The sequence below is a fragment of the Kribbella sp. NPDC020701 genome, from assembly GCF_055562215.1.
In genome coordinates, this window is the sequence record NZ_JBVHFT010000017.1 from 184,688 (window position 1) to 204,578 (window position 19,891).

The 19,891-nt window shown below is 68.4% G+C and carries 22 protein-coding genes; 16 read left to right on the plus strand and 6 right to left on the minus strand.

Features of this window, described 5'->3' with window-relative positions; genetic code table 11:
• Positions 1–67: 67 nt before the first annotated feature.
• The 5 genes from ACZ3HV_RS34520 to ACZ3HV_RS34540 all read left to right on the plus strand — a co-directional run bounded on the left by ACZ3HV_RS34520 (position 68) and on the right by ACZ3HV_RS34540 (position 4,046).
• The gene (locus ACZ3HV_RS34520; protein WP_166665480.1) at positions 68–217 is read left to right on the plus strand and encodes a hypothetical protein; all 150 of its coding nucleotides are present in this window, start codon (positions 68–70) and stop codon (positions 215–217) included.
• Positions 214–900 (plus strand): phosphoadenylyl-sulfate reductase, encoded by a 687-nt coding sequence (locus ACZ3HV_RS34525; protein ID WP_360377719.1) that lies wholly within the window; start codon positions 214–216, stop codon positions 898–900. Before ACZ3HV_RS34520 ends, ACZ3HV_RS34525 begins: the two co-directional genes overlap by 4 nt.
• Before the next feature lie 118 nt (positions 901–1,018).
• Positions 1,019–1,933: a sulfate adenylyltransferase subunit CysD gene (cysD, locus tag ACZ3HV_RS34530; RefSeq protein WP_465690616.1), complete on the plus strand. Its 915-nt coding sequence runs from the start codon at positions 1,019–1,021 to the stop codon at positions 1,931–1,933.
• A complete protein-coding gene (locus tag ACZ3HV_RS34535) occupies positions 1,933–3,255 on the plus strand; it encodes a sulfate adenylyltransferase subunit 1 (protein ID WP_465690617.1) in 1,323 nt (440 codons plus the stop codon). Before cysD ends, ACZ3HV_RS34535 begins: the two co-directional genes overlap by 1 nt.
• Positions 3,252–4,046 (plus strand): sirohydrochlorin chelatase, encoded by a 795-nt coding sequence (locus ACZ3HV_RS34540; RefSeq protein ID WP_360377711.1) that lies wholly within the window; start codon positions 3,252–3,254, stop codon positions 4,044–4,046. The genes ACZ3HV_RS34535 and ACZ3HV_RS34540 overlap by 4 nt, the downstream gene beginning before the upstream one ends.
• Here the strand turns inward: ACZ3HV_RS34540 and solA are convergent.
• Complete coding sequence (gene solA / locus ACZ3HV_RS34545) at positions 4,043–5,176, minus strand: N-methyl-L-tryptophan oxidase (protein WP_465690619.1); 1,134 nt, start codon at positions 5,174–5,176, stop codon at positions 4,043–4,045. The two genes, ACZ3HV_RS34540 and solA, sit on opposite strands and share 4 nt — an antisense overlap.
• A gap of 45 nt (positions 5,177–5,221) precedes the next feature.
• Between solA and ACZ3HV_RS34550 the strand changes: the two genes are divergently transcribed.
• Together ACZ3HV_RS34550 and ACZ3HV_RS34555 are read left to right on the plus strand one after the other, a co-directional pair.
• Entirely contained in the window at positions 5,222–5,449 is a 228-nt protein-coding gene (locus ACZ3HV_RS34550) for a ribbon-helix-helix protein, CopG family (RefSeq protein ID WP_360377706.1), read from the plus strand.
• Positions 5,449–6,570 (plus strand): Clp protease N-terminal domain-containing protein, encoded by a 1,122-nt coding sequence (locus ACZ3HV_RS34555; RefSeq protein WP_465690621.1) that lies wholly within the window; start codon positions 5,449–5,451, stop codon positions 6,568–6,570. The genes ACZ3HV_RS34550 and ACZ3HV_RS34555 overlap by 1 nt, the downstream gene beginning before the upstream one ends.
• Before the next feature lie 31 nt (positions 6,571–6,601).
• Here ACZ3HV_RS34555 and ACZ3HV_RS34560 read toward each other — a convergent pair whose 3' ends face one another.
• From ACZ3HV_RS34560 to zapE, 3 genes are read right to left on the minus strand one after another with little or no spacing between them, the layout of a single operon-like run.
• Positions 6,602–7,468: a polyphosphate kinase 2 family protein gene (locus tag ACZ3HV_RS34560; RefSeq protein WP_465690623.1), complete on the minus strand. Its 867-nt coding sequence runs from the start codon at positions 7,466–7,468 to the stop codon at positions 6,602–6,604.
• Between the two features lie 17 nt (positions 7,469–7,485).
• Positions 7,486–7,959 (minus strand): hypothetical protein, encoded by a 474-nt coding sequence (locus ACZ3HV_RS34565; RefSeq protein ID WP_465690625.1) that lies wholly within the window; start codon positions 7,957–7,959, stop codon positions 7,486–7,488.
• A gap of 31 nt (positions 7,960–7,990) precedes the next feature.
• Positions 7,991–9,022, minus strand: a complete 1,032-nt coding sequence (gene zapE, locus ACZ3HV_RS34570; protein WP_465690627.1) for a cell division protein ZapE — start codon at positions 9,020–9,022, stop codon at positions 7,991–7,993.
• A gap of 142 nt (positions 9,023–9,164) precedes the next feature.
• Here zapE and ACZ3HV_RS34575 point away from each other — a divergent pair, with 142 nt between their 5' ends.
• From ACZ3HV_RS34575 to ACZ3HV_RS34600, 6 genes are all read left to right on the plus strand, one after another.
• Positions 9,165–10,466, plus strand: coding sequence for an ABC transporter substrate-binding protein (locus tag ACZ3HV_RS34575; protein WP_465690629.1), 1,302 nt, complete (start codon positions 9,165–9,167; stop codon positions 10,464–10,466).
• A gap of 4 nt (positions 10,467–10,470) precedes the next feature.
• On the plus strand, positions 10,471–11,451 hold the full coding sequence (locus tag ACZ3HV_RS34580; protein WP_465690631.1) for a carbohydrate ABC transporter permease: 981 nt from the start codon (positions 10,471–10,473) through the stop codon (positions 11,449–11,451).
• Positions 11,448–12,287: a carbohydrate ABC transporter permease gene (locus tag ACZ3HV_RS34585; RefSeq protein WP_465690633.1), complete on the plus strand. Its 840-nt coding sequence runs from the start codon at positions 11,448–11,450 to the stop codon at positions 12,285–12,287. Before ACZ3HV_RS34580 ends, ACZ3HV_RS34585 begins: the two co-directional genes overlap by 4 nt.
• An 18-nt stretch (positions 12,288–12,305) precedes the next feature.
• Positions 12,306–13,082 carry a VOC family protein gene (locus ACZ3HV_RS34590; RefSeq protein WP_465690635.1) on the plus strand — a complete coding sequence of 259 codons (777 nt, stop codon included), beginning with the start codon at positions 12,306–12,308 and terminating at the stop codon, positions 13,080–13,082.
• On the plus strand, positions 13,079–14,011 hold the full coding sequence (locus ACZ3HV_RS34595; protein ID WP_465690637.1) for an aldo/keto reductase: 933 nt from the start codon (positions 13,079–13,081) through the stop codon (positions 14,009–14,011). Before ACZ3HV_RS34590 ends, ACZ3HV_RS34595 begins: the two co-directional genes overlap by 4 nt.
• A 176-nt stretch (positions 14,012–14,187) precedes the next feature.
• Positions 14,188–15,555 carry a GH1 family beta-glucosidase gene (locus ACZ3HV_RS34600; protein ID WP_465690639.1) on the plus strand — a complete coding sequence of 456 codons (1,368 nt, stop codon included), beginning with the start codon at positions 14,188–14,190 and terminating at the stop codon, positions 15,553–15,555.
• Here the strand turns inward: ACZ3HV_RS34600 and ACZ3HV_RS34605 are convergent.
• A complete protein-coding gene (locus ACZ3HV_RS34605; RefSeq protein ID WP_465690641.1) occupies positions 15,527–16,747 on the minus strand; it encodes an ROK family transcriptional regulator in 1,221 nt (406 codons plus the stop codon). The genes ACZ3HV_RS34600 and ACZ3HV_RS34605 overlap by 29 nt on opposite strands.
• A gap of 91 nt (positions 16,748–16,838) precedes the next feature.
• Here ACZ3HV_RS34605 and ACZ3HV_RS34610 point away from each other — a divergent pair, with 91 nt between their 5' ends.
• Positions 16,839–17,813 carry a zinc-binding dehydrogenase gene (locus ACZ3HV_RS34610; protein WP_465690643.1) on the plus strand — a complete coding sequence of 325 codons (975 nt, stop codon included), beginning with the start codon at positions 16,839–16,841 and terminating at the stop codon, positions 17,811–17,813.
• Between the two features lie 39 nt (positions 17,814–17,852).
• Positions 17,853–18,194, plus strand: coding sequence for an ATP-binding cassette domain-containing protein (locus ACZ3HV_RS34615; RefSeq protein ID WP_465690706.1), 342 nt, complete (start codon positions 17,853–17,855; stop codon positions 18,192–18,194).
• Here the strand turns inward: ACZ3HV_RS34615 and ACZ3HV_RS34620 are convergent.
• Positions 18,179–18,964: a helix-turn-helix transcriptional regulator gene (locus ACZ3HV_RS34620; RefSeq protein ID WP_465690645.1), complete on the minus strand. Its 786-nt coding sequence runs from the start codon at positions 18,962–18,964 to the stop codon at positions 18,179–18,181. The genes ACZ3HV_RS34615 and ACZ3HV_RS34620 overlap by 16 nt on opposite strands.
• A 130-nt stretch (positions 18,965–19,094) precedes the next feature.
• Between ACZ3HV_RS34620 and ACZ3HV_RS34625 the strand changes: the two genes are divergently transcribed.
• The gene (locus ACZ3HV_RS34625; RefSeq protein WP_465690647.1) at positions 19,095–19,853 is read left to right on the plus strand and encodes a phytanoyl-CoA dioxygenase family protein; all 759 of its coding nucleotides are present in this window, start codon (positions 19,095–19,097) and stop codon (positions 19,851–19,853) included.
• Positions 19,854–19,891 lie beyond the last annotated feature (38 nt).

The following is a 19,891-nucleotide window of genomic DNA, read 5'->3' on the forward strand; positions in this document are numbered from 1 at the left end:
GTGAGTTCACCAACAAGTGGAGCGTGACTTGTGCCTCGTCGGCGCCCGGAACGAAGCGAGGACGTCGATGAGTGAGCGTGCGGCACCTCTCTACTGCCCGTACTGCGGGGACGAGGACCTTCGTCCGTCTGAGGAAGGCCATGGCGCGTGGGAGTGCCGGCCGTGTGCACGGGTGTTCCAGCTGAAGATGATCGGGTTGCGGGTGACGGTGGAATGAGTACGGATCTGAAGACGCTGGCCGAGGAGGCCAACGAACGACTAGCCGACGCCTCGGCGCAGGAACTGCTGGCGTGGGCGCGGGAGACCTTCGGTGACGAACTGGTGGTGACCGCCTCGATGGCAGACGGGGCACTCCCCCACCTCGCGGCCGAGGCGGCCCCCGGTGTCGACGTCCTGTTCCTCGACACGGGTTACCACTTCGCCGAGACGATCGGCACCCGGGACGCGGTGGCTGCGACGCTGCCGATCAACCTGGTCAACGCCCTCCCGAAGCAGACGGTCGAAGAGCAGAACGCGGAGTACGGCGAGAAGCTGTACGAGCGTGAGCCCGACAAGTGCTGCGCGCTCCGCAAGGTCGAGCCACTCAACCGGTACCTGTCCGGCTACAAGGCCTGGGTCACCGGCATCCGCCGCGAGGAGGCGCCGACCCGGGCCAACACCCCGGTCATCGAGTACGACGCCAAGCGCGACATGGTGAAGCTGAACCCGATCGCGCCGTGGACCCAGGAGGACCTGGACACCTACATCGCGGACAACGGCGTACTGGTCAACCTGCTCCAGTACGACGGCTACCCGTCCATCGGCTGCGAACCGTGCACCCAGCGCGTCGCCCCCGGTGAAGACCCGCGCAGCGGCCGCTGGGCCGGCCAGGGCAAGGTCGAATGCGGGCTCCACACATGACCGCACTTTTGGCCGGGCCTTCGGCGCCGGCGTGGTCATGGGGCCTTGACTCCCGGCCTTCCCTCGTCGCTCCAGTCGCTTCGCTCCCTCCACTCCTCAGTCCAGGCCGGGAGGCCCCATGACCGCCATCGTGGAAACACCAGTCGTCACAGAGCTGGATGCCCTCGAGAGCGAATCCATCTTCGTGTTCCGTGAGGTGGCGGCGGAGTTCGAGCGTCCGGTGATCCTGTTCTCCGGCGGTAAAGACTCGATCGTGATGCTGCACCTGGCGCGGAAGGCGTTCGCGCCGGCCGGGGTTCCGTTCGCCCTGCTGCACGTAGACACCGGGCACAACTTCCAGGAGGTGCTGGACTACCGCGACGCGACCGTAGGCGCATTGGGTCTGCGGCTCGAGGTGGCCAGTGTCGAGGACTACATCGCCGACGGCCGGCTCCGCGAGCGCTCCGACGGCACCCGGAACCCGCTGCAGACGGTTCCGTTGCTCGACGCCATCAACGGGCACCGGTTCGACGCGGTGTTCGGCGGCGGGCGCCGGGACGAGGAGCGGGCCCGGGCGAAGGAGCGGATCTTCAGCCTGCGCGACGAGTTCGGTCAGTGGGACCCGCGCAACCAGCGGCCGGAGCTGTGGTCGCTGTACAACGGCAAGCACCGGCCCGGTGAGCACGTGCGGGTGTTCCCGCTGTCCAACTGGACCGAGCTCGACGTGTGGAACTACATCGAGCGCGAGGGCATCGACCTGCCGAGCATCTACTACGCCCACGAGCGGGATGTGTTCGAGCGCGACGGCATGTTGCTTGCCGTCGGCCCCTACTCGCAGCCCCGTGACGGTGAGGTCGTGGAACGCCGGGTGGTCCGCTACCGGACCGTCGGCGACATGTCCTGCACCGGCGCGGTCGCCTCGACCGCCTCGTCCGCGGCCGAGGTGGTCGTCGAGGTCGCGGCCAGCGAACTGACCGAGCGCGGCGCCACCCGGGCCGACGACCGGGTCAGCGAAGCCGCGATGGAAGACCGCAAGCGGGAAGGCTACTTCTGATGAGCCGAGGATCGAGCACAGCTGTAGAGCAGCTCGCCCAGCGGCAACTGCTGCGGCTGGCCACCGCCGGATCGGTCGACGACGGCAAGTCCACCCTGGTCGGGCGGCTGCTGCACGACTGCAAGGCGATCCTGGCCGACCAGATCGCGCACGTGAAGACGGTGTCCGAAGCCCGTGGTGGTGACTTCGACTTCGCCCTCCTCACCGACGGCCTGCGCGCCGAACGCGAGCAGGGCATCACGATCGACGTCGCCTACCGGTACTTCGCCACCGACAAGCGCTCGTTCATCCTGGCCGACTGCCCCGGGCACGTGCAGTACACGCGTAACACCGTGACCGGCGCGTCCACCGCGGACGTGGTGATCATCCTGGTCGACGCGCGGCACGGCGTCCTCGAGCAGACCCGGCGGCACCTGGCCGTGGCCGGTCTGCTCCGGGTGCCACACGTCGTACTCGCGGTCAACAAGATCGACCTGGTCGGCTACGACGAGGCCGTCTTCAAGGGGATCGTAAAGGACGTCGCGGAGCTCGCCGACCAGCTCGAGATCACCGACCTCCAGGCCATCCCGGTCTCCGCCCTGGTCGGGGACAACGTGGTCGAGCGGTCGGACCAGACGGACTGGTACGACGGACCGACGCTGCTCGAGGTGCTCGAGAACGCCAACGGGCGGACCGACACCTCCCGCGAGCCGCTACGGTTCCCGGTCCAGTACGTGCTCCGGCCGCAGACCGAGGAGTACCGCGACTACCGCGGCTACTCCGGGACCGTTGCCTCCGGCACCGTATCCGTCGGTGACCCGGTGATCGTGCTGCCGGCCGGCCGCCGTACGTCGATCGCCGGCATCGACCGGCCGGTCGTCACCGCCACGTCGACCGCGGTCGCCGAACGGCCGTCCGCGGTCGCCGGCGAGGCCGTCACCGTCCGGCTCGCCGACGACATCGACGTCGCCCGCGGCTCGGTGATCGTCGCGGCCGACGACTCGCCCGGCACCCGCCGGGAACTCGCCGCCACCGTGTGCTGGCTGTCGGACCGTCCGCTGACCGTGGGCGCCCGGCTGCTGATCAAGCACACCACGACCACCGCCCAGGCGATCGTCACCAAGATCACCGGGGCGCTGGACCTCGACACGCTCGGAGTCATCGACGCCACCGGGCTCGACCTCAACGACATCGGCAAGGTGCAGCTCAAGGTCGCCGCACCGCTGGCCGCCGATCCGTACTCCAGCAACGCCATCACTGGATCGTTCCTGCTGATCGACGCCCACGACGGGTGGACACTCGCGGCCGGCATGATCGACGACGAAGAAGGGGAACTGCTATGACTGCTCCAGCTCTCGTAGTCCTCGCCCACGGCAGCCGCGATCCGCGTTCGGCCGCCACCGTCCACTCGCTGGTGAAGTGCCTGCGCGAGCTGCGGAGCGACCTGCGGATCGAAGCCTCCTTCCTCGACCACTGCCCGCCCACGCCGTACCAGAAGCTCGGCAAGCTCGCCGCCGAGGGCGTGGAGGAGGTCGTCATCCTGCCGTTGCTGCTCTCGTCGGCGTTCCACGCCCGGGTCGACATCCCGGCCGTCCTCGACGAGGCGCGGACCCGGTTCCCTGCGCTGCGGATCATCGCCTCCGACGTCCTCGGGTACGACGAGTCGCTGCTCGACGTCCTCGATCGCCGGATGCGGGCGGAGCTGAAGGGCGGCCGGGTGCGGGAGCTGGACGCGCTGGTGCTGGCCTGCGCCGGTTCGAGCGACTCGCAGGCGAACGCGAGCGTGACCCGGCTGGCGCGGCTGTGGGGTCAGCGGCACAAGCTGCCGGTGACCGCGGCCTTCACCTGCGCGGCGACCCCGTCGCCGGCCGAGGCTGTCCTGCAGTGGCGGCTGGAGGGCCGCCGGCACGTCGCCGTCGGCTCGCTGTTCCTGGCCCCCGGCGTCCTGCCCGACCGTGCCGAGTCGACCGCCCGCCGCGCCGGCGCCGTGGCCGTCTCGCGCCCCCTGGGCGTCAGCGCCGAGGTAGCCCGCCTGGTCCTCCTCCGCTACGGCGTAGCCGGCCTGGACCTCCTCACCCTGGCCCCGGCCCCCCGCCCAGTCATCGCCCGCCCCGAGCTGGTGCGCACGGCTTAGAACCTCAGCGGGTCCACAAAGGAGACGTCGGTGTACGGCGTCTCCTTTGTGGTGAGTTGGGCCAGGAGTTCGCCGATTCCGGCGCAGTGCTTGAAGCCGTGGCCGCTGTCGCCGCCGGCGATCACCAGGCGTTCGTCGTACCGGCCGACGAGGAACTGGCCGTCCGGTGAGTCCGTCACCATGCAAGGCATCAGCTTCACCGGCTCGGGATCGAGGTCCGGGAACGCACGGCTGATCGCGTGCGACAGCTCGGTGATGTCCTTGCGTGGGTGGATGTAGCGATCGAGCTCGTCGGGATCGACGCCGCGGTCCCGCTCGGCACCGTCCAGCCCGACCTTCACCAGGAAGTCCTCGTCGGAGCCGTGTCCCCACAGGCCGCGCCCGTCCCCGAACTCCCAGATGAACGACGGGAAGTTGCCGAGCCGGAACGCGTCCGACGCCGGATCCTTCGGCTGGAACCAGAACAGCGGCGTACGCCGTGGCGACAGCGGCACCCCGGGGACCAGCTTGCTCAGCCAGGCGCCGGTGGCGACGACGACCTGGTCCGCGGTGATGTCGACAGTCGGCGTCCGCACGGTCACCTCGGTCGGGCCGAGGTCGATCGCGGTCACCATCGTGTTCGGGTAGACCGTGGCGCCCAAGCGCTCCGCCTCCGCGACGTGGGCGCGCACAGTCGGCTCGGCGTAGCAGATGCCGGCACCGGGATCCCAGACAGCCACGTCTCCGGGGGCCAGCTCGTACTGCGGGAATCGCTCGTGCAACTCGTCATGCGTGAGATCCGTCGTCGGCGCACCCGCCTCGGCGGCTGCCTGACGCGCGCCCTTGACCGGGCGACTGTTCGGTCCGCCGACGTTGAGCGATCCGGTCTGGCGGACGTACGTCTCGCCGGTCCGCTCGCCCAGCTCGGTCCACAACGCCAGCGACTTCCGCGCGATCGGCGTCAGCCCCGGATGTTCCATGCACGCGACCCGGAACAACCGTGTACTCCCGTGCGACGACCCGAACGGATGCCCGATCGCCTGCCGCTCGATCCCGATCACGTTGATCCCGCGCGCCGCCAACCGCCACAACGCGGCCGACCCGAACGCGCCCAGCCCCACCACCACGACATCCGTCCGCAGGTTCTCCACGCTGTCACCCTATCCGGCCCTAGATAGCGTGATATCTTGATAGCCATGGTGAAGGACGGGACGAAGAACATCCTGTTGCGGCTCGATCCGGACTTGGCCGAGCGACTGCAGACGGTGGCCTCGGTGGAGGGCCGGTCGGTCTCGGACGTCGCGCGGGAGGCGATCACCGCGCTGGTCGATCAGCGGCGGCAGGACACGCGGTTCAGCCGGCTGCTGGAGGAGAATCTGGCGCGGCACGAGGAGTCGCTGCGCCGGCTTCGCGGAGACGACTGATGCGCTACCTCGGCCGGTACGACGTCCTCGCGGTGGCGGCTCGTGTGCTGCAGTGCGAGTCGGAGGACGCCGTACGCCGGACGGACCTGGACGCGGTCGATCGGGTGCTGAGCGACGTACGGCGTACCAGCGGGCTGGTCGAGGCGACGGGGGTGTTGCTCGCGGGGTTGGTCCGGGAGCGACCGTTCAACGGCGCGAACCGGGTCATAGCGGTTGCGGTGGTGCTGCAGTTCACCTCGCTCAACCGGGCCGAGTTGCGGCTGGAGCCGGTAGAAGAAGTGGACGACCTGCTGGACCGGATCGCCACCGGTCAGGCGACGCCGGACGAGGTCGCCACGTTCATCCGCATCCGGCTCGAGCCGGAGCCGGTGATGGCCGAGGACCTGCAGGAGCAGCTCAGGATCGAGTTGCTCCTGGACGAGGAGGTCGCCGACTGGGGCGACGAGCTGGTGGGGAGAGGAATCCGGATGTTCGAGAGATTCAGTGATCCGGCCAGGCGGGTCGTCGTCCTGGCCCAGGAGGAAGCGCGCAAGCTCGACCACGCCTACATCGGGACCGAACACCTGCTGGTCGCGTTGATCGAGGAGGAGCACGGCATCGCCGCGAAGGCACTGTCCGGTTCGAAGCCCAACCGCTCCTTCCCAGGTGGCTGCGGGATCTCGGCCGCGGCGGTCCGCAACCTGATCGTGGAGATCGTCGGGCGTGGGAACGCCGGTGGCACTGCCGGGTCGATCCCGTTCACGCCGCGGGCCAAGAGCACCTTCGAGTCCGCGTGGGACGAGGCCCGGCGCCGAGGTGCCGACCAGCTCGACACCGAGCACCTGCTGCTCGGTCTGCTGCGCGACGGCGAGGGTGTCGCCGCCCAGATCCTGACCAAGCTCACGTCCGATCCCGACCAGGTCCGCCGCAAGGTGCAGGACTGGATCGACCGCCGCGAGCGCGTCGAGACCGCTGTCACCGGCATGCTCGCCGACGACTCCGCGACCTGGACCACGTACGGCCGCCGGCACCCCCTACTCGGCGAGCTCAATGCCGTCCTGGACGAGAACGAGCGCCTCCACGAACAAGTCGCCCACCTCCGCGATCTCCTCCGCAAACACGACATCGACCCGGACAGCTGATCCCCCGCGGCTGACACCGCGGGGGCGCGGCTCAGGTGGCGGCCAGGCGCTTCTTCTCGGTGTCGATGTCGTAGTCGGCCTGCGGCCACTGCGGGTCGAGGGACCTGAGGGTCTCCAGGAGGATCGTGGTGACGGCCCAGTTGCGGTACCACTTGCGGTCGCTGGGGATCACGTACCAGGGTGCCTCGGGCGTGTTACACCGCTCGATCGCCGCATGGTAGGCATCCATGTAGTCCGGCCAGAACTCTCGCTCGTCGACGTCGCCGGGGTTGTACTTCCAGTGCTTGGTCGGATCGTCCAGCCGCGCCTGCAGGCGGACCTTCTGCTCCTCTTGCGAGATGTGCAGGTAGCACTTCACGATCGTCACGCCGTGCGCGGCCAACTCGGCCTCGAAGTCGTTGATCTGGTCGTAGCGCCGGTTCCACACGTTCGGCGTCACCAGGTTGCGCACCCGCGCGATCAGCACGTCCTCGTAGTGCGACCGGTCGAAGATCCCGATCATCCCCTCCGACGGCAGCGCCTGCTTGATCCGCCACAGGAACCCGCGCCGCTTCTCGGCCGCTGTCGGCGCCTTGAACGACGTGATCTTCAGCCCCTGCGGATCCATCAGCCCCGCGCCGTGCCGGATCACCCCGCCCTTGCCGGACGTGTCCATCCCCTGCAGGACGAGCAGCACGCTGCGCTCGCCGTCCTTGCGCCCTTCGGCGAACAGCCGCTCCTGCCAGTCGGAGACCTCGGCTCCGAGGCCCTCCAGCGCGACCTTGCCCTCGTCCTTGCTCCCGCTGAAGCCAGGCGTGGCGCGCGTGTCGTACGTCGTCAGGTCGACCGGCCCGGACGGCACCCGCAACTGCTCGCGCAGTCCGCCGTCGTCGGCCTTCCCCTTCTTCTGCTTCGCCATTCGCCCATCCTGCCTCATCAACCGCCGAGATCTGCGGAAGTCTGCGCAACCTTGCGCCGGCGCCGCAGGACGAGCTCGATCACCACGATGACGACGACACTGACCGCTACGGAGATCACCGCCCACACCATGCCCCCGAGGAGCGACAGGCAGTCTGCGTCCCCGGTCGGGCAGTCGGTCGCGTCGTAGTACGCCGTACCGGCCCAGAGTGCGACGAGCATGAGCGCTGCGCAGCCGCACAGGTAGACGGCGGCCCGCACCAACCACCGGCCCGAGCCCTCGCCGGGCGGCGACGGCTGCATCGCGGTGGCGATCAGGACGGCCGCCAACAGCCCGAGGACGACCACGAACAGGAGGAACTCACCCTCGTCGCCCATCCAGATGAACCGGAACACCTCATTGCCGACATGCCAGGCCAGCCATCCGCACAGGACCGCGAGTGCGACCCCGAGCCACAGCCTGACCGCACGCCACCCCGCCGGCATCACCATGGTCCCAATGAACCACACACCCGGTGCAGTTTCAGGACGCTGCTTGGTCTGCCGACTCGCGTGTCAGGGCAATCAACCGCGACAAGGCCCGGAGGTACTTCTTCCGGTAGCCGCCCTTCAGCATCTCGGCGGAGAACATCTGGTCCAGCGGTACGCCGCCGGCCAGCAGCGGGAGGTTCCGGTCGTACATCCGGTCCGCCAGGACCACCATCCGGAGCGCGACGTTCTCGTCGATGAGCGGGCGGATGTCGGTGATCGCGACGGCCTCGACGCCATCGAGGAGGGCGCCGTACTTGCTCGGGTGCAGCTCGGCCAGGTGGCGGTGCAGGTCGACGAAGTGGTCGCAGGACGCGCCCGGTCGTTCGGCGGCGGTCTCCTCGACGCGCTCGTCCGGCCACGGCTCGGGAGCCACCGGAAGGCCGCGGTGCCGGTAGTCCGGTCCGTCGATCCGGCGTACGTCGAAGTTCGCGGCGAGCGCCTGGATCTCGCGGAGGAAGTCGATCGCCTGGAACCGGCCTTCACCGAGCTTGTCCGGCAGCGTGTTCGAGGTCGCCGCCAACTCGACCCCGGCGGCGACCAACTGGCCGAGCAGCCGGGAGAGCAGCATCGTGTCACCGGGATCGTCGAGCTCGAACTCGTCGATGCAGATCAGCCGGTACGACGACAGCGCCTCGACGGCGGCGCGGAGACCGAGGGCGCCCACCAGGTTGGTGAGCTCGACGAAGGTGCAGTACATCTTCGGTCCGGCGGCTTCGTGCCACAGCGATGCGAGCAGGTGCGTCTTACCGACTCCGAACCCACCATCCAGGTAGATGCCCGGTTTGCCCGCAGGCTTGGTTCCACGGCCGCGGAGACGTGACCACAAGCTTGGTGTCCGGCGCGGTTGCGCCAACTGGACCGCCCGCTCGGTGAGCACACTCAGCGCTTCGGCCTGGGAGGGCTCGTCCGGATCCGGCCGGTACGTGGCGAACCGGACCTCGGCGAAGCGCGGCGGCGGCACGCACTCGGACAGCAGCCGATCGGAGCTCACCTCCGGCCACCGCTGACTCAGCCGGATCACCACGTCATCACCATGCCCACACCCTATGAGCCGACCTGCCGGTCCCGGAAAATCTGGAAATCCGTTTCCCGACCTTGACCCCTTTCTTACTTTCAGTTAGGAAGTTGGTGTGAGGGTTCGTGAGGTGAGCGACTAGGAGTCGGCGATGGGCGAACGGCACGTACGGCGGCGGACGGTACTCAAGGGGGCAGTGGGCGCACTCGGACTGGGGTCCGCGCTCGCCGCCTGCGGTGGCAGTGACAGCGGGGGCGGCACCACGAGCGGCGGGAAGGCCGTGGTCCGGATGTGGTCCTGGTACAACGACCAGGAGGACCAGTTCCCGAAGCTGATCGAGAAGTTCCAGGCGGCGCACAGCAACATCACGGTCGAGAACCGGATCTTCGGCACCCCGGACCAGTACCTGCCGGCGCTGCAGGCCGCGGTGGCCGGCGGCGACGTACCGGAGATCTTCGCACCGCACACGCGGGCGCTGACCTACGGCACCGGCGGGATCTCGGCGGACCTGAAGCAGGAGCTCGGCGACGACTTCCTGAAGGACTTCTTCGACTCCGCCAACCAGGAGTACACCCTGGACGGCAAGCAGTACGCGGTCGGCTGGATGGCGCAGACCTTCGGCCTGTTCTACAACCCGGACCTGCTGAAGAAGGCCGGGGTCGGCGAGGACGAGATCGAGACGTGGGACGAGCTGATCGCGGCGGCGGCGAAGATCAAGGCGACCGGCAAGTTCCCGGTGGCGCTGAGCTGCAACCCGACGACGAGCTCCCTGGACTTCTTCCTTCCACTCATCACGCAAGTTGCCGACGATCCGACCTTCTACCTCAACCTCGACCAGTTGAAGGACGGGCTGACGTACGAGGACCCGAAGGTCGTCCAGGCGATCGAGCTCCAGCAGAAGATCGTCAACGGCGGTGTCTTCCAGCCCGGCACGACCGGGACCAGCGGCGACCAGGCGCCGCAGATCTTCTACACCGAGAAGGCTGCGATGCTGTTCAACGGCAGCTGGACGCCGCAGGGGCTGACCAAGGACGCGACCCCGGCCTTCAACAAGAAGTACAAGGTGATGAAGACCCCGGCGATCGCGGCCGGCAAGCGGCACTGGACCGCGAACCAGGCCGGCGCCGGCTGGGCGGTGTCGGCGAACAGCAAGAACAAGGACGCCGCGCTGGAGTTCCTGAAGTTCATGTACTCCGCGGACGAGTACTCCCCCACGATGAACGAGTCCAACTCGATGCCGGCCACCAAGAGCGCGGCGAGCCGGATCGAGCTGCCGATCATGAAGCAGATGACGTCCTGGCTGCTCGACGGCGACGGGTGCCCGCACATCCCGTTCGGCCCCGGGTCGGTCGCGGCCGGGGATCCGCTGGCCAAGATCTTCGACGGCAAGGGGGACCCGGCCGCCGTCGCCAAGGAGATGCAGCAGGCCGTGCAAAACGCCAAGGGCGGCTGATCGGATGGCGACAGCGCTCTCCCGGCCGCGCAAGAACGTGGCACCACCGGATCGACGGCCGCTCCCCCGGCGGCCGTCGTACCGGTTCGGTTCACCGCTGCGGAAGTCGCAGCGGCTCGCGGGTTACCTGTTCGTGGCGCCGACGTTCGTGCTGTTCCTGGGCTTCGTGCTCTGGCCGATCCTTTACACGGCGTACCTGAGTCTCACCTCCTGGGGCGGATTCGGTGCGCCGCGGTTCGTCAACTTCGACAACTACAGCCGGATGCTGAACGATCCGGTCGCGCGCCGGGCGATGATCATCACGCTGGTGCTGACCGGGGTGACCACGGCGGTGCTCACCTTCCTCGGGCTCGTCACGGCCGTCCTGGTCAACGTGGTCTGGTCGAAGGTCGGCGTCCTGGTGCGGACCATCCTGTTCATCCCGGGCATCGTCTCGTTCGTGGTGTCGGCAGTGTTGTGGAAGCTGATCTACGACCCGAACATCGGCACGCTCAACCGGTTGCTCGGGGCCATCGGTCTGGACAGCCTGCAGCATCCGTGGCTGGCGGACCAGAAGACGGTCCTGCCCGCCATCGTGCTGGTGACGGTCTGGGGTGGCCTCGGCTTCACCATGCTGATCTACTTCGCCGGTCTGCAGAGCATCGATCCGAACCTGTACGAGGCGGCAGCCATGGACGGCGCCAACACCGTCCAGCAGTTCCGCCACATCACGGTCCCGAGCCTGCGCGTCGTCACCGGCCTGATCGTCAGCCTCGGCTTGCTCAACGGATTCAAGGCGTTCGACGTGATCTTCGTGATGACCGGCGGCGGCCCGAACCACGCGAGTGAGGTGCTCGGCACCTATCTGTACTCGCTGGCGTTCGGCTCGACATCGGGCTCGATCCCGCAACTCGGGTACGCGAGCGCGTTCAGCGTCGTCACGATGGTCTTGTGCACGCTGGCCGTGATCGCCCAGCTCTGGCTGACCAGGAGGGCGGACCGATGAGCGTGACGAATGCACAGAAGCCATGGGTCGGGAAGTCGTTCGCGACGTTCGTACTGCTGCCGTTCTGCGTGGTGATGGCGTTCCCGTTCGTCTGGATGCTGTTCACCTCGTTGCGCGAGCAGAACACGATCTTCAACGGGCCGATCATCCCTCGGAAGCTCACGGGTACGGCGTACAAGGATGCCTGGACGTCCATCGAGTTCCCGCTGCACTTCTGGAACAGCGTCTGGATCACGTCGGTCACCGTGATCGGCGTCCTGGTGTTCGCGACGCTCAGCGGGTACGCGTTCGCCAAGCTCGACTTCCCGTTCCGCAACACGCTGTTCGTGCTGCTGCTGACCACGTTGATGATGCCGTCGACGGCGCTGATCATCCCGCTCTATCTCGAGCTCAAGTCGCTCGGCCTGCTCGACACGCAGACCGGTCTGCTGGTGCTCTGCATCTCCGGCTCCGCGCCGTTCGCGATGTTCCTGATGCGCGCGTTCTTCCAGACGCTGCCGGACGAGCTGATCGAGGCGGCCCGGGTGGACGGCGGCAGCGAACTGACCATCTTCCGGCGGGTGATCCTGCCGCTGACCCGGCCCGGCATCGCGACCGTGGTGATCTTCCAGTTCCTGTCCACCTGGAACGAGTTCCTGATCGCCAACACGGTCCTGCGCAACACCGATTCGCTCCCCCTGCAACCCGTGCTGTTCACCCTGATGGGCCAGTACTCCACCAACTGGCCGGCACTCACCGCCGGCCTCACGCTGTCCGTCGTCCCGGTCATCGTCGTCTACGTCCGGATGCAGCGGCAGTTCGTCGCCGGGATGATGCTCGGCGCGGTCAAGAACTAGTCAGCAGAGAGAGGTTCCATGCCGATCAAGAACGTCGTGGTCAACTGCACGGACGTGCAGCGCTCGGTCGAGTACTACACCAAGTTCCTGGAGCTCCGGGTGATCGGCGAGCCGACGCCGGAGCGCGCCGTACTCGACGCGGTGACCGCAACGATCGAGTTACGGGCCGTGGGCAACGGCCGGGACCGGAGCACCTGGAGCCCGGACGACCTGCAGAAGGGGTTCCGCCACGTCGGCTTCAAGGTGGACCGGCTCGACGAGCGGGCCGACGTACTCAAGGCCGCCGGGGTGGAGTTCAAGCTGGACCCGCTCGACGCCGAGGGCGAGGTCCGGATCTGCTTCTTCTACGACCCGGACGGCACACTGCTCGAGATGATCCAGGGCGATCTCCAGTACGCCGCTGTGCTGGACGCCGACGGGGTCGCGAGAGAGCGCGCCCTGGGCGTTCCGCAGCGCCCGCGGTTCGACCACGTCGCGGTGACGATCGAGGACCGGGCCGCGACGAGCGAGTACTACGCCGAGCACTACGGTTTCTCGTTCATCGGCACGATCGAGCAGCCGCACGACAAGCGCGGCTTCAGCATCGGCTACCTCAAGGGCGGTGACACGGTCCTCGAGGTGTTCACATACGAGGTGGACAAGACCTCCCGCGAGCCACAGCTCGACGTGGCCGGCTTCTCGCACGCAGAGCTCGAGGGCAACCCGCCGGACCTCCCCGAGCTCGTCTCAACCGCCGGCACGAAGGTCTACGTCGATCCCGACGGATTCGCCTTCGCCGTAGGCTCCGAGGCATGACAGACAACTGGCTGCGGCCCCTTGGTTCCACCGGTCTGACCGTGTCCGCCGTCTGCGCCGGCGGCAGCGGGATCGCCGGCATGCCCGCGGTCTTCGGGTACGACGTCACCCGGCAGGAGGCGGTCGACCTCATCCTGCGCGTGTTCGACAGCCCGCTCACCTGGATCGACACCTCCAACGGGTACGGCGACGGCGAGAGCGAGCTCCGCATCGGCCAGGCCATCAAGGAGTACGGCGGTCTCCCGGACGGCTTCCTGGTGGCGACCAAGGTCGACGCCAAGGACGGTGACTACTCCGGTGCCCGGGTCCGCGCGAGCATCGCCGAGAGCAAGGAACGGCTCGGCCTCGACGACCTGCCGCTGGTCCACCTGCACGACCCGGAGTGGCACGACTTCGACTCGATGCGGGACGCCGTCGACACGCTGATGCAGCTACGCGCCGACGGCGAGATCGGGCATGTCGGGCTGGCCGGCGGCAACACGGCCGAGCTCGCCCGCTATCTCGATCTCGGCGGATTCGAGGTGCTGCTCGTGCACAACCGGTGGAGCCTGGTCGACCACTCGGCCGGCCCGCTGTTCCGGCGTGCGGCCGACGACGGCATCGCGGTGATCAACGCGGCGATCTACGGCGGCGGGATCCTTGCCAATCCGCAGGGCGCCACGAAGTACGCCTACCGCGAGGCGCCGGCCGCCGTACTCGAGGCCGTCGCGGCGATGGACAAGGCCTGCCGCGAGTTCGGGACCGACCTCGCCACCGCCGCCCTCCGGCACTCGGTCGACACCCCGGGCATCGCCGGGACGGTCGTCGGAATCAGCAAGCCGGCCCGCGTCGACGCCTTGCTGGAGGCGATGGCGACCGACCTCCCGGACGAGCTGCTTAACCGGTTAGGTAGCCTCCTCCCCCAAGAGCAATACTGGGTAGAAGGTTAGGTCGTGTCCGATGGTCTCGCGCCTACTGCGCGGCCCTCGGCACGGCACCTCGCCGCACTGGAGCAAAGGCCACGATGGATCCGCATCGAGACCTTCACTCCAGCGCGCCGAGCTACCGCACCGAGCACCTGCTCGCTACGGCACGAGACCATCGAACACGACCAAAAGGAGACGACGTGACGAACGGCTTCCCACCTGGATTCACCTGGGGCGCGGCGACCGCGTCGTACCAAGTGGAGGGCGCGGTCTCGAACGACGGGCGCGGCCCGAGCATCTGGGACACCTTCGCGCACACGCCCGGCAAGATCTCCGACGGCAGCAACGGAGACGTCGCGGTCGATCACTACCACCGGTTCGCCGATGACGTCCGCCTGCTGGCCGACCTCGGCCTGAAGGCCTACCGGTTCTCGATCGCCTGGCCGCGGATCGTCCCGGCCGGGTCCGGTGCGACCAACCCGGACGGCCTCGCGTTCTACCGACGACTCGCCGAGACCTGCCTGGAGTACGGCGTGACGCCGTACGCGACCCTGTATCACTGGGACCTGCCGCAGCCGCTCGAGGACGCGGGCGGCTGGCTCGTGCGCGACACGGCCGAGCGGTTCCGCGACTACGCCGCAGTCACGCACGACGCGCTGTCGGACGTGATCAAGCACTGGATGACGCTGAACGAGCCGTGGTGCTCGGCGTTCCTCGGCTACGGCAACGGCGAGCACGCGCCGGGGCGGACTGAGGGCGCCGACGCGCTCAAGGCGGTTCACCACCTGCTGCTCGGCCACGGGTTGGCGCTCGAGGCACTGCGCTCGTCGGAGGGTACGTACGGCATCGCCTTGAACCCGGCGCCGATCCACGCCGCCTCGGAGTCGGCCGCGGACCGGGACGCCGCGCGACGGGTGGACGGTCTGCGGAACCGGATGTTCCTCGACCCGTTGCTCGCCGGCACGTACCCGGCGGACGTCCTCGAGGACACCGGGACGACCGAGTGGTTCGCCGCGCAGGCGGATGATCTCGCGCTGATCTCGGCGCCGCTCGACTTCATCGGCGTGAACTACTACTGCCCGACCACGGTCGCCGCGCCGGACGGGCCGATCTCCACGCCCGGTCCGTCGACCCAACCGGGCAGCGAGAATGTCGTTGCCGTCGACACCGGTCTGCCGCGGACCCAGATGGGCTGGCCGATCCAGGCCACCGGTTTGCGCGACATCCTGGTGACGATCAACAAGCTGGCGCCGGAGTTGCCGTTGTACGTGACGGAGAACGGATCGGCGTACCCGGACGTCCTGACGGCCGACGGGACCGTCGACGACGACGAGCGGCTCGACTACCTGCGGCAGCACGTCGCCGTCTGCCAGGACCTCGTGACCGAAGGCTTCCCACTCAAGGGGTACTTCGCCTGGTCCCTGATGGACAACTTCGAGTGGGCCTGGGGCTACAGCCGCCGGTTCGGAATCGTATACGTCGACTACACCACGCAGCAGCGCGTCGTGAAGAAGAGCGGGCTCTGGCTGAAGGACTTCCTCAGCGGCTCGACTTCTGGTGCGGAGTGAGCTGACTGTGGAGGACGAGGGACGCAGCGCCGAGGGCAGCGGCCCTGGGTCCTAGTTTGGACAGCTCAACGCGGGTCGGGTGCATCGCACGGACGAAGGACAGCCGGTTGATCTCGGTCATCGCGATCCGGACGTAGATGTCACCCGCCTCGCTGAAGCCCGGGCCGGCCAGGATGATCTGGTTGAGGTCGAGCAGGTTCGTGATCGACAGCAGCGCCTTGGCCAGGTACGTCGCGGACTCCTCGACCAACTCCACACAGCGCGGATCACCGGCGGCTGCGAGCCGGGCGATCTTCGCGAAGTCGGACCGGATGGCCATCTCCCGGCCGCGCAGGGCGAGCTCGTTCACCAGGGACTCGTCCTGCTCGGCGCGTTTCACCACGGCGCGCGGCGCGGCCAGACTCTCCAGGCAGCCGCGGCCGCCGCACCAGCACTGTGGTCCGTTCACGTCCAGGACCATGTGGCCGATCTCGCCGACGTTCGACGACGAGCCGCGGTAGACATCGCCATTGGTGACCAGGCCAAGACCGAAGCCGGCCGCCATGTAGACGGTGGCGAAGTCGTTCGCGGACGGGATCCGGCCGGCCCAGAACTCGCCGATCGCGGCGCAGGTCGAGTCGTTCTCCACCACGATCGGGTGGTCGATCGCGGCCATCAGCGTGTCCCGGACGGCGAACGGCTCCCAGGCGTACTTCGAGGCGTTCGTCCGCAGCAGCCGCTGCCCTCCCCCGCCCTGGCGGCCGGCCAGCGCGACGCCGACCCCGACCAGCGTGGACGGCTCGATCTCCGCCTTGACGATCAGGTCCTCGAGCTCGGCGGTGATCCGCTTGACGGCCGTGGTCGGCGCGTCCTTGCCGATGCCCCGCGACGACACCTGCTCGATCACGCGACCGCTCATGTCGGTGACGACGTACGTCGTACTCGGCGTGTCGATCGAGATGCCGACGGCGTGCCGGGCGCGGGGATTGAACTGCAGGAGCGTCGCCCGCTTGCCACCGGTCGGGTCGCCCAGACCGGTCTCGATGATCAGGCCATCAGCGAGCAACTGCTTGACCACCCGGGAGATCGACGCGCCGGTCAGACCGGAGCGGTCAGCCAGATCGATCCGCGTCACCGTGCCGCTCGAGCGGATCAGATCCAGGATCGCGCTGTGCGTCTCCTGTGCGGTCGCACCCTTCAGAATCTTCGCCACGACACCCTCCCTGGCTCGCACTTTAATACACAACGTAAGAAAGTGGGATAGCTTGACCTCAAGCAGCGTTGAGGTCCTAGCGTTGCCAGGCATGAAGGCGATCAGACTGCACGCGTTCGGACCGGCCGAGAACCTGCGCTTCGAGGAGGTCCCGGATCCCGTGCCGGGTCCCGGGATGGTGCTCATCCAGGTGGAGGCCGCCGGCGTCCATCTGGTCGACACGATGATCCGCGCCGGCACGACGGGTGGCGGACCGATCCCGGTCCCCGAGCTACCGACGATCCCCGGCCGCGAGGTCGCCGGACGAGTCACGGCGGTCGGGCCGGAGGTCGACCCGTCCTGGACAGGCAAGCGCGTCGTGGTGCACCTCGGCATGGTCCCCGGCGGGTACGCCGAACGCGCGGTGGCCAAGGTGGAATCGCTGTACGAGCTCCCCGACCATGTCGACGCGGCCCAGGCGGTCGCGGCGATCGGGACCGGCCGGACGACGGCCGGAATCCTCGCCCAGGCGAGACTGACCGCGGACGACGTCGTCCTGGTGACGGCCGCCGCGGGTGGCATCGGGAGCTATCTGGTCCAGGCTGCCCGCAACGTCGGCGCGACCGTGATCGGTCTGGCCGGCGGACCGGCCAAGGTCCGGCTGGTCCGCGATCTCGGGGCGCAGTTTGCCGCCGACTACCGCGATCCCGGCTGGGTGAGCGCTCTCCGGAACGATCTCGGCGATCGCGCCGTGACCGTACTGCTGGACGGGGTCGGCGGTGAGAGCGGTCAGCGGGCGTTCGAGCTGCTCGGGGTCGGCGGCCGGGTGCTGATGTTCGGCTGGTCCGGAGGTGGGCCGATCCAACTCACCACCGCGGATCTGATGTCCCGCGGCCTGACCGCCGATTGGTCGATCGGGCCGAAGATGATGCCCCGACTACGCGAGTTCGAGAAGGCCGCCCTCGAGGAGACATTCACCGGCCGCTGGGAAGCCCTCATAACAACCTTCCCCCTCTCAGAAGCCGCCACCGCCCACCTGGCCCTGGAGAACCGAGCCACCACCGGCAAGGTCGTCCTGGTCCCCTAACAAGAAAGCTTCCCGTAGCGGTGGGCGGGCGGGCACCAGCTGTCCGGCGGGCAGCGTCAGCGCGTGGTCATCGCGCGGGCGCTGGCGCCCGAGCCCGAGGTGCTCGTCGCCGACGAGCCGATCTCGATGCTCGACGTGTCCATCCGCGCCGAGATCGTCGCGCTGCTCGACCAGCTGGTCCGCGACCGCGGCATCGCCATGCTGTACATCACCCACGACCTGCTCAGCGCCCGGCTGCTCGCCGACGAGGTGATGGTGCTCAACCAGGGCGTGATGGTGGAGCGCGGCCCGACCCTCGACGTCATCGGTGAGGCGACGGACCCGTACACCCACAAGTTGCTGGCCGCCATCCCCGCCCCGGTAGCTCACGAACGGCGGTAGTCGCGCGGGGAGACGCCGAAGTGGGCGCGGAATCGGCGTGACAGATGGAACTCGTCGGCGAAACCGAGGGTCCGCGCGATCTCCCGGTGCGTGAGGTCGGTCAGCCGCAGCAGCGTGGCGGCGGCCTGCAGCCGGTGCACGGTCCGGAACGCGGCCGGCGTCTGGCCGACCTGTTCGGCGAACCGGCGCCGGAACGTGTCGTAGCTCAGGCCCGACTCGGCCGCCACGGCGGCCAGGTCCGTACTCCCGGTGAGGTCGTCGGCCAGCCGGCCCATCGCCGCCACGATCTCCATGCTCACGTCGGGATTGTCCGCGGTGTCGTCGGCGTCGATCAGCCAATCGGCCAGCGCCAGCAACTGATGCTCCGCGACCCGCCGGGTCCGCGGCGGCGAGCGCAGTACGGTACGCAGCGCCTCGACCGACGGCGGCGGCACCGGGTACCGCGGGCCGGCGCCGGTCAGGTGGAGCGCGTCGAACAGTGGTCCCGAGAAGACCACGAACATCTCGGTCCACCGCTCCCCCGGATCGGTCCGGTACGTGTGCGGGAACCCGGGCGGCACGATCGTGTGCGCGCCCGGCCTGATCCGCTCATCCCGCCCGTCGGCGTCGCGATAGTTGCCCTCGCCATCGATCAGCACCGACAGCACGTACGCGTCCATCACCCGCAGTGTCGACGACATGATCGGCTCGGCGTCATCCACCTCGCCCGCGAGCACCAGCTGACCGAGCCTGGTCACCGGCCCGTCGGCGATCAGCGTGCGCACACCCATGCGGGCAACAGTACTGACTACGAAGCGCCAAAACGTTCATGTCCGGATCGCGCGGAGCCATTCTCCGGACGTCGCCGCCCCCCTAACGTCAAGGGAGGAGGAAGTATCCGACCGACCGGAGGACCGCCCGATGACATCGACCGACCTGGTCACGCCCGAGCACCTGGCACAGTTCCGCGACGAGGGCTACTTCGTGCTGGACCGCGTGCTCACCGACGAGCAGCTCGAGCTGCTGCGCGGCGGAGCGCAGTACTCGATCGACAAGCTCGACGCCGCGATGGACGCGGCCGGCACCGACTCGCTCGGCATCAACCACCGGGGCAAGCGGTATTTCAGCAGCATGATCTACCAGGACCGGCCCGAGCTACGGCAGTTCCTGTTCAGCGACACCATGGCCGAGATCTGCCGCAAGACCCTCGGCGACGACGCGTACCTGTTCTGGGAGCAGTACGTGATCAAGGCCGGCGACCCGGACACGGCGTTCGCCTGGCACCAGGACTCCGGCTACGTCCACGAGGACCACGCGCCGTACCTGACCTGCTGGATCGCCCTCGACGACGTCACCGAGGAGAACGGCTCGGTCTACCTGCTGCCGTACTCGCGGTCCGGCATCAAGTCGTACATCAAGCACATCCAGGTCCCCGAGCTCAACGACCTGGTCTGCTACTTCGGCCCGGATCAGGGCATCCCGATGACCGCGCAGGCCGGCTCGATCGTGGTCTTCTCGAGCGTCGTCATCCACCGCAGCGGCCCCAACCGCACCGACCGGAACCGGCGGGTGTACCTCGCGCAGTACTCCAAGGAGGTCATCCCGTCCAAGGACGGTACGGGCGCCCACGGGTCGTTCGATCCCTTCCTCGACGGCGGCCGGATCATCGCCGAGCGCTGAACGGCCCGGCCACCCGGCCGCCCACCCGACAGTCCTCA

Excerpts from the sequence above, each read along its gene's own strand:
- ACZ3HV_RS34595 (WP_465690637.1), top strand. The coding sequence starts at position 13,079 with ATGACAGACAACTGGCTGCGGCCCCTTGGTTCCACCGGTCTGACCGTG.
- cysD (WP_465690616.1), top strand. The coding sequence starts at position 1,019 with ATGACCGCCATCGTGGAAACACCAGTCGTCACAGAGCTGGATGCCCTC.
- ACZ3HV_RS34620 (WP_465690645.1), bottom strand. The coding sequence starts at position 18,964 with ATGGGTGTGCGCACGCTGATCGCCGACGGGCCGGTGACCAGGCTCGGT.
- ACZ3HV_RS34590 (WP_465690635.1), top strand. The coding sequence starts at position 12,306 with ATGCCGATCAAGAACGTCGTGGTCAACTGCACGGACGTGCAGCGCTCG.
- ACZ3HV_RS34535 (WP_465690617.1), top strand. The coding sequence starts at position 1,933 with ATGAGCCGAGGATCGAGCACAGCTGTAGAGCAGCTCGCCCAGCGGCAA.
- ACZ3HV_RS34520 (WP_166665480.1), top strand. The coding sequence starts at position 68 with ATGAGTGAGCGTGCGGCACCTCTCTACTGCCCGTACTGCGGGGACGAG.
- ACZ3HV_RS34560 (WP_465690623.1), bottom strand. The coding sequence starts at position 7,468 with ATGGCGAAGCAGAAGAAGGGGAAGGCCGACGACGGCGGACTGCGCGAG.
- ACZ3HV_RS34585 (WP_465690633.1), top strand. The coding sequence starts at position 11,448 with ATGAGCGTGACGAATGCACAGAAGCCATGGGTCGGGAAGTCGTTCGCG.
- ACZ3HV_RS34575 (WP_465690629.1), top strand. The coding sequence starts at position 9,165 with ATGGGCGAACGGCACGTACGGCGGCGGACGGTACTCAAGGGGGCAGTG.
- ACZ3HV_RS34555 (WP_465690621.1), top strand. The coding sequence starts at position 5,449 with ATGCGCTACCTCGGCCGGTACGACGTCCTCGCGGTGGCGGCTCGTGTG.
- ACZ3HV_RS34540 (WP_360377711.1), top strand. The coding sequence starts at position 3,252 with ATGACTGCTCCAGCTCTCGTAGTCCTCGCCCACGGCAGCCGCGATCCG.
- ACZ3HV_RS34625 (WP_465690647.1), top strand. The coding sequence starts at position 19,095 with ATGACATCGACCGACCTGGTCACGCCCGAGCACCTGGCACAGTTCCGC.
- ACZ3HV_RS34525 (WP_360377719.1), top strand. The coding sequence starts at position 214 with ATGAGTACGGATCTGAAGACGCTGGCCGAGGAGGCCAACGAACGACTA.
- ACZ3HV_RS34610 (WP_465690643.1), top strand. The coding sequence starts at position 16,839 with ATGAAGGCGATCAGACTGCACGCGTTCGGACCGGCCGAGAACCTGCGC.
- ACZ3HV_RS34565 (WP_465690625.1), bottom strand. The coding sequence starts at position 7,959 with ATGGTGATGCCGGCGGGGTGGCGTGCGGTCAGGCTGTGGCTCGGGGTC.
- ACZ3HV_RS34550 (WP_360377706.1), top strand. The coding sequence starts at position 5,222 with ATGGTGAAGGACGGGACGAAGAACATCCTGTTGCGGCTCGATCCGGAC.
- ACZ3HV_RS34580 (WP_465690631.1), top strand. The coding sequence starts at position 10,471 with ATGGCGACAGCGCTCTCCCGGCCGCGCAAGAACGTGGCACCACCGGAT.